The sequence below is a fragment of the Mycobacterium sp. E2238 genome, from assembly GCF_001672665.1.
In the GTDB taxonomy this organism is placed as follows: Bacteria; Actinomycetota; Actinomycetes; order Mycobacteriales; family Mycobacteriaceae; genus Mycobacterium.
Map to the genome: position 1 here is coordinate 1 of NZ_LZKF01000082.1, position 6,590 is coordinate 6,590.

The following is a 6,590-nucleotide window of genomic DNA, read 5'->3' on the forward strand; positions in this document are numbered from 1 at the left end:
CAGCGGCATCGAATGCGTCGGCGTCGTCGACTCATGCCCGGGCGGCGAATTCCCGGTGGGCGCCAAGGTGGCGGCGCTGATGGGTGGTCTGGGCCGAACCATCAACGGTAGCTACGCGCAATACACCCGCGTACGCGCGGCGAACGTCGCCCTCATCGAATCCGAGCTGCCATGGTCGGATTTGGCCGCGCTGCCCGAAACCTACGCGGTCGCTTGGACATGCCTCTTCCGCAACCTCAACTTGAAAGCCGGCCAGACGCTGGTGTTGCGCGGCGCGACATCGTCGTTGGGCCAGGCCGCACTGAAGATGGCCGTCGCCACCGGTGCGCGCGTCATCGCCACCGCGCGGACTCGTGGCCGGTTTCCCATGCTGGAGAAGCTGGGCGCGTCGCGCGTCGAATTGGAGAGAGGTGACCTGGCCGAGCACCTCCCCGAGGCCAAGCAGGTGGACGCGGTCCTGGACCTGGTCGGCAACAGCACCATCCTGGACTCCCTCGACATGCTGCGCCGCGGTGGAACGGCCTGCTTGGCGGGCTGGCTGGGCGGGCTCGACCCGATCGGAGATTTCAATCCACTGCTGCGCATGGCGAGCGGTGTCAACTGGAACTTCTTCGGCAGCTTCGTCTTTGGGACTCCGGGATTCCCGCTGTCGGACGTCCCTCTGCAAGATATCGCGCGGCAGGCCGCCGAGGGCGCTCTGGAGGCCAAGCCATCTCGCGTCTTCTCCTTCGACGAGATCCGTGAGGCGCACCGAATGATGGAAGCCGGGGACGCTGGCGGCAAGATGGTCGTGGTGATGCGGTGAGCTACGCCGCTTTAGCACAGGGGCCGATCGGACTCTCGCCCCTTCCGGCCTGAGGAGGCGTCGTGGTTGCGAGGAAATCCAGTCCGGGCCGGGTGGAAGCGTTCTCGGACGGTGTGTTCGCTGTCATCATCACGATCCTGGTGCTAGAGCTCAAACCGCCGGCCGCGCACAGCTTCAGCGCCCTGCTACCGCTGTGGCCCACCGGCCTGAGCTATGTGGTCAGCTACCTGTTCATCGCGATCGTGTGGGTCAACCATCATCACTTGTTCAGCTACGCGGAGCTGGCCACGCCGCGGCTGGTGTGGTCGAATTTCGCGCACTTGTTTTCGGTGTCGCTCATACCGATAACCACCGAGTGGATCGCCGACAGCAGACTGGCCGCTGAGCCCGTGGCCTTGTACGCGTTCGTGTTCGTTCTCGTCAACATCACCTATCTCGCGCTATGCCGGGAGGTGGTTGACCGGCGGGCCCATGAAGACCTCACGGACCGGATGCGCCGACTGTTGCGGATGCGGTCATTCATAACGATGGGCGTCTTCACAACGGCGGGGGTGGTCGCACTTTGGTTGCCGTTGCTCGGGATGGCTTTGATTTGCCTGTGCTTGATCGGGTACTTACGGCCGGACGTGCCCACATTGCGGAAGATCGAGGCCTGACCATGCGCACACCGTCCGTCCTGGTTTTCGACGTCAACGAGACGCTGGTCGATATCGACTCTCTCGCACCGCTTTTCACCGACCTGTTCGATGATAAACGGGTGCTTCGTGAGTGGTTCGCCCAGCTGATCATGTACTCGATGTCCGCGACATTGGCGGACAGCTACGTCAACTTCTCCACGCTCGCGCAAGGCGTGCTGCGCATGGTCGGCGATGTGCACCGCGTCGACGTCTCCGACGATGACCTGCACCGCCTGAAGACCGGCCTGCTCACCATGCCGGCACACCCGGACGCGGCCGAAGGGCTCGCGAGGTTGCAGGACAACGGCTTTCGCCTTGTGACCCTGACCAATTCGCCGCCGAACCCGGACGGGCCGACGGCGCTGCAGAGCTCCGGGCTGGGCGAATTCTTCGAACTGCAACTGAGCGTCGATGCCTGCCGCGCCTTCAAGCCCGCGCCCGCCGTATACCGATACGCGTGCGAGACGGTCGGGGTGGCACCGGCCGACTGCATGATGGTGGCCGCGCACGTCTGGGACACCCTCGGCGCCCAGAAGGTCGGCTTCAGCGCTGCGCTCATTACCCGACCCGGCAATCCGCCGCTGCCGGTCGACGGGATGCCCCAGCCGAACCTCGTGGTGGGTGACTTGCGCGAGTTGGCCACGAAGCTCATCGCGAACTGAGGACAACCCGGGGGAGGACCACGGACCATGGCAGCACACGAGGAAACCGGCTACGACGTCATCGTGCTCGGTGCCGGGCCGGTCGGGCAGAACGCTGCAGAGAGCGCCCAGGCGGCGGGGCTGAGCGTCGCTCTGGTCGAGCGTGAACTCGTCGGCGGCGAGTGTTCCTACTGGGCGTGCGTGCCCAGCAAAGCCCTGCTGCGTCCGGTGATTGCCGTATCGGAAGCCCGCCACGTCGACGGCGCCCGCGAGGCGGTCAGCGGGCCCATCAGCGTTGCGGGGGTCTTCGGCCGCCGCAACCGCTATGTCAGCAACTGGGACGACGCCGGCCAGGCCGATTGGGTAAGCGGAATCGGGGCCACCCTGGTACGCGGCCATGGCCGGTTGGATGGCCCCCGACGAGTCGCGGTCACCGCGTCTGACGGAGCCACCTCCGTGCTGACAGCGCGGCACGCAGTCGTGATCTGCACTGGAAGCCGGTCCGCCCTACCCGACGTGCCCGGCATCGACGAAGCCAAGCCGTGGACCAACCGCCAAGCCACCGACAGCGGCTCCGTCCCCGAGCGGCTCGCTGTGGTGGGAGGCGGTGGCGTAGGCGTCGAAATGGCGACTGCGTGGCGGGGATTGGGATCTCAGGTGACCCTCCTCGCGCGGGGGCAGGGGCTCCTCCCCCGGATGGAGCCTTTCGTGGGTGAACTCATCGGCCGTGGCCTCGCCGATGCCGGCGTGGATGTGCGCATCGGCGTATCGGTCCGCGCGCTGCGCCGGCCCGACGGCGGAGTGGTGACCCTCGAATTGGACGATGACTCCGAAATAGAAGTCAGCGAAGTGCTTTTCGCAACGGGCCGCGCACCGCTCACCGACGACATCGGTCTGCACACCGTCGGGCTGGCACCCGGCGACTGGCTCGAGGTCGATGACACCTGCCAAGTGCGGGCGATAGAAGATGGCTGGCTATACGCCGCGGGCGACGTCAATCACCGGGCCCTGCTGACCCATCAGGGGAAATATCAGGGCCGCGTGGCTGGAGCGGCGATCGGAGCGCGCGCGGCGGGTACCCCGTTGGACACCGCACCGTGGGGCCGGCATGCAACCACCGCCGACCATCACGCCGTGCCGCAAGCCTTCTTCACCACCCCCGAAGCCGCCGCGGTCGGCCTGACGGCCCGGCAGGCCGAGCGGGCCGGGCACCGGATACGGACGGTCGACGTGCAGATCGGCGATGTGGTGATGGGGGCCAAGCTTTATGCCGACGGGTACACCGGCCGGGCGCGGATGGTGGTGGACCTCGACCGCGGGCACTTGCTCGGGGTCACGCTGGTTGGGCCCGGGGTCACCGAAATGCTGCACTCCGCAACCATCGCCGTCGCCGGCCAGGTGCCCATCGAGCGGTTGTGGCACGCCGTGCCCTGCTTCCCCACGGTCAGCGAGCTGTGGCTGCGACTCCTCGAGGCGTATCGGGATGCGTCGGACCATAGTTGACGCATGGCCACCGCAGACGGATTCCATCCCGATTTCGGCGAGACAACAGCGGAAGCCACCCATAACAAGGTGCACCACGTCAGGGCATCGGACATCAGTTCCGACACCGCGCAATCGGACGGACTCCGTCGCTTCGCCGCGCTCAGCGGCGCGTCGGTCGGAGCCGAGAAGCTCTGGATGGGCGAGACACACGCGATGCCGTCGACCGTATCGTCCAATCAGGCGATCGTGGTGAATCTACCGGCGTTGTATCCGCTTCAATAGACTGCGATTTCGACGAGATTCCCGTCGATGTCGCGGCAGTAGTGTGAAGTCATCGGGCCCAAGGCTCCGGTTCTGGTGACCGGTCCCGCAACGATCTGCACGCCGCAGTCGGCGAGGTGGGCGCGCACCTCATCCGGGCCGCTGCGGGTGATGAAGCACAAGTCTTCGGAACCGGCGGCCTCGACCGACGCGGTGGTCCACTCTGGGTCGTCGGCCAGCGCCCCGACCGGCCGCAGGTTGAGTTTCTGCTCCCCGAAGCGCAGGGCGATCCGGCCTGAGGGACCGTACGTCTCTCGCCGCATGCCCAGAACCCGCTCGTACCACGCGGCGGTGGCCTCGACGTCTGTGCAGTTCAGCACGACATGATCGATCCGTTCCACCGCGAATCCCACGGTCAACCTCCTGTGGTGTGCAGCCGAAATTTGCTCGGCGCCAGAGTAATCCGACGGCTGTTGTCGCTCGTAGGGCGGCGACGGAACGGCCGGCGGCCTTTACGCCCCACTCACCAGACGTTTTAATACGTCTTATGACCGGCCCGTCGCTCGACCTCGAGTCCGCCGATCTGCGGGTCAGGCGCGGCAGCGTGCCAGCGAGCACCCAGCTCGCCGAAGCGCTCAAGGCCGCTATCATCAAGCAGCGGGTGCCCCGCGGCGGACGCCTGCCCAGCGAGCGGGAGCTGATCGAACGCTCCGGCCTGAGCCGGGTAACCGTGCGAGCGGCGGTCGGACTGCTCGAGCGCCAGGGCTGGCTGGTTCGGCGCCAGGGTCTGGGCACTTTCGTCACCAACCCGGTAAGACAAGAACTGGGCTCCGGCGTGCGCACGATCACCGAGGTCTTGGCCGGCTCTGGGATCACTCCGCATGTGGACGTGCTGTCCCATCGCGTCGGTGAGCCCCCGCAACGAGTAGCCGAAACGTTGGGCTTGTCCAGGGTTCTGTGCATCTACCGACGCTTCCGCGACGGGGACGTGCCCCTCGCGCTGATGATCGCCTACCTGCCGCCGGGACTCGGCAAGGCCGTCGAGCCGCTGCTGTCGAGCGCGTCCGACACGCAACCCGCGCGAGCGATGGAAAGCACCTACACGATGTGGGAGCGGCGACTGGGCACCCCCGTCGCCCGGGCCACCTATGAGATCCACGCCGCGGGGGCCTCCGTCGAGGTAGCCGGCGCATTGAATCTGCCGTTGGGCTCTCCCGTGCTCGTGCTCGAACGCGTCAGCTACGGCAATGACGGCAAGCCGCTGGAGGTCGTGGAGTTCCACTATCGTCCCGAGCGGTACCGGTTTTCGGTGACGCTGCCCCGGACCATGCCGGCGCCCGGTGCGGGGATTGTCGAGCGGCGCTGACGTGACTCAGCCAATTCTCAACAGATTCTTCGGTGGTTCATGGCTTGTCTCCCAGCATCCGCAAAGCCACTGGCCGCAGCATGTTTTCATGACGAACGAGCCCACGTGCGCGAACCTGGTCGAATGTTACCTGCGCACCCGCGGGCGACGCTATTTCCGTGGCCACCACGACGGTGAATACTTCTTCGTCACCGGTGCCCGCGCGTCCGCCGCGAGGCGCCTGCACGTCCACCTCGAGATCTCCCCCGAGCATGGCGACGTGCTGATCATTCGCGTGACTCCGGGGTGCTACTTCGCCGCCACCGAGCGCCCATGGCTGGTGCACTTCTCTGACACCTGGAACCGTCAGGAACGCGAAGTCACCGCGATCGTGCACGGCTCGTCCGATCCACAGCGGATCGGTCTGGTGGCGCGCAGGTCGCACTGGATCCGGCAGAACGTTTCCTTCGACGACTTCGCCGCCTTCGTCGACCGCACGATCGCCGACGCGACCGACCTCTTCGACGACTTGACTCCGGCGGTGGACCTGCCGACGGCGCATCCATTGCTGCGCGACGCCGGCTGATCCCCGCGACGGTAAGGCCCCGCACAGGACCCCGGCATAGTCAGCGCGGCGGTCAGCGAGATTTACTCGACCGGGGTGCTGTCGCCAGGCGCCCCGGTCAACATCACGGTGTGGAGCTATGTCGACCAGCTCGGCGTCCCGTGCTCACCGACGACCAGACGTTCGGCGACCCACACGAAGCGACCGAGGCCATCAGCGCGGCATTCGACGAATTGCGTTCAGCCGCAGGGGCTTCCGCCTAAACCGAAAGCACCGCGTCCAGCGCCGAATAGAACAAGCCCAAGCCGTCGTCGGAGGGGCCCGTCAACGCTTCGATGGCGTGCTCAGGGTGCGGCATCAACCCGACGACACGGCCGTTGGCGGAGCTGACTCCGGCGATGTCGTGCAGGGAGCCGTTGGGATTGTCGAGGTAGCGGAACACCACCCGGCCCTCCCCTTCCAGCTCGTCGAGCACATCGTCGGGGGCCACGTAGCGGCCCTCGCCGGACTTCAGCGGCACGAGCAGCTCAGCGCCCCACTCGAAACGCGACGTCCAGGCCGTTGAGATCGACGCCACCCGTAGCCACACATCGCGGCAGACGAAGTGCAGACCGACGTTGCGGGTGAGGGCCCCGGGCAGCAGGCCGGCCTCACACAGCACCTGAAAACCGTTGCAAATGCCCAACACTGGCATGCCGCGGTTCGCGGCGGCCACCACCTCGCCCATCACGGGGGCGAACCTCGCGATTGCCCCGGCCCGCAGGTAGTCGCCATAGGAGAAACCTCCCGGCACCACCACGGCGTCGACGCC

General features: G+C 66.6%; 8 protein-coding genes and 1 pseudogene. 7 read left to right on the plus strand and 2 right to left on the minus strand.

From position 1 onward, the window contains the following. The 5 genes and pseudogenes from A5711_RS06870 to A5711_RS06890 form a co-directional block, all read left to right on the plus strand. Window positions 1-805: zinc-binding dehydrogenase (locus tag A5711_RS06870; protein ID WP_067944865.1), on the plus strand; the 805-nt coding region annotated here is incomplete at its 5' end. A gap of 62 nt (window positions 806-867) precedes the next feature. Further along, window positions 868-1,461 (plus strand): TMEM175 family protein, encoded by a 594-nt coding sequence (locus A5711_RS06875; RefSeq protein ID WP_231972086.1) that lies wholly within the window; start codon window positions 868-870, stop codon window positions 1,459-1,461. Between the two features lie 2 nt (window positions 1,462-1,463). Further along, window positions 1,464-2,144, plus strand: coding sequence for a haloacid dehalogenase type II (locus A5711_RS06880; protein ID WP_067944866.1), 681 nt, complete (start codon window positions 1,464-1,466; stop codon window positions 2,142-2,144). 27 nt (window positions 2,145-2,171) lie between these two features. Beyond that, on the plus strand, window positions 2,172-3,626 hold the full coding sequence (locus tag A5711_RS06885) for an NAD(P)/FAD-dependent oxidoreductase (RefSeq protein WP_067944867.1): 1,455 nt from the start codon (window positions 2,172-2,174) through the stop codon (window positions 3,624-3,626). A gap of 3 nt (window positions 3,627-3,629) precedes the next feature. Then, a pseudogene (locus A5711_RS06890) lies at window positions 3,630-3,845 on the plus strand (cupin); the annotation flags it as partial. A 38-nt stretch (window positions 3,846-3,883) separates the two neighbouring features. Here the strand turns inward: A5711_RS06890 and A5711_RS06895 are convergent. After that, window positions 3,884-4,282, minus strand: a complete 399-nt coding sequence (locus A5711_RS06895; protein WP_067944868.1) for a VOC family protein — start codon at window positions 4,280-4,282, stop codon at window positions 3,884-3,886. 134 nt (window positions 4,283-4,416) lie between these two features. Between A5711_RS06895 and A5711_RS06900 the strand changes: the two genes are divergently transcribed. Together A5711_RS06900 and A5711_RS06905 are read left to right on the plus strand one after the other, a co-directional pair. Beyond that, window positions 4,417-5,235, plus strand: coding sequence for a GntR family transcriptional regulator (locus A5711_RS06900; RefSeq protein WP_067944869.1), 819 nt, complete (start codon window positions 4,417-4,419; stop codon window positions 5,233-5,235). A gap of 88 nt (window positions 5,236-5,323) precedes the next feature. Then, window positions 5,324-5,800, plus strand: coding sequence for a hypothetical protein (locus A5711_RS06905; protein WP_067944870.1), 477 nt, complete (start codon window positions 5,324-5,326; stop codon window positions 5,798-5,800). Window positions 5,801-6,038: 238 nt separating this feature from the next. On the opposite strand, the gene purQ is transcribed toward A5711_RS06905, so the two are convergent. Next, window positions 6,039-6,590 (minus strand): phosphoribosylformylglycinamidine synthase subunit PurQ (gene purQ / locus A5711_RS06910; protein WP_067944871.1); only part of this gene is annotated, 552 nt, incomplete at its 5' end.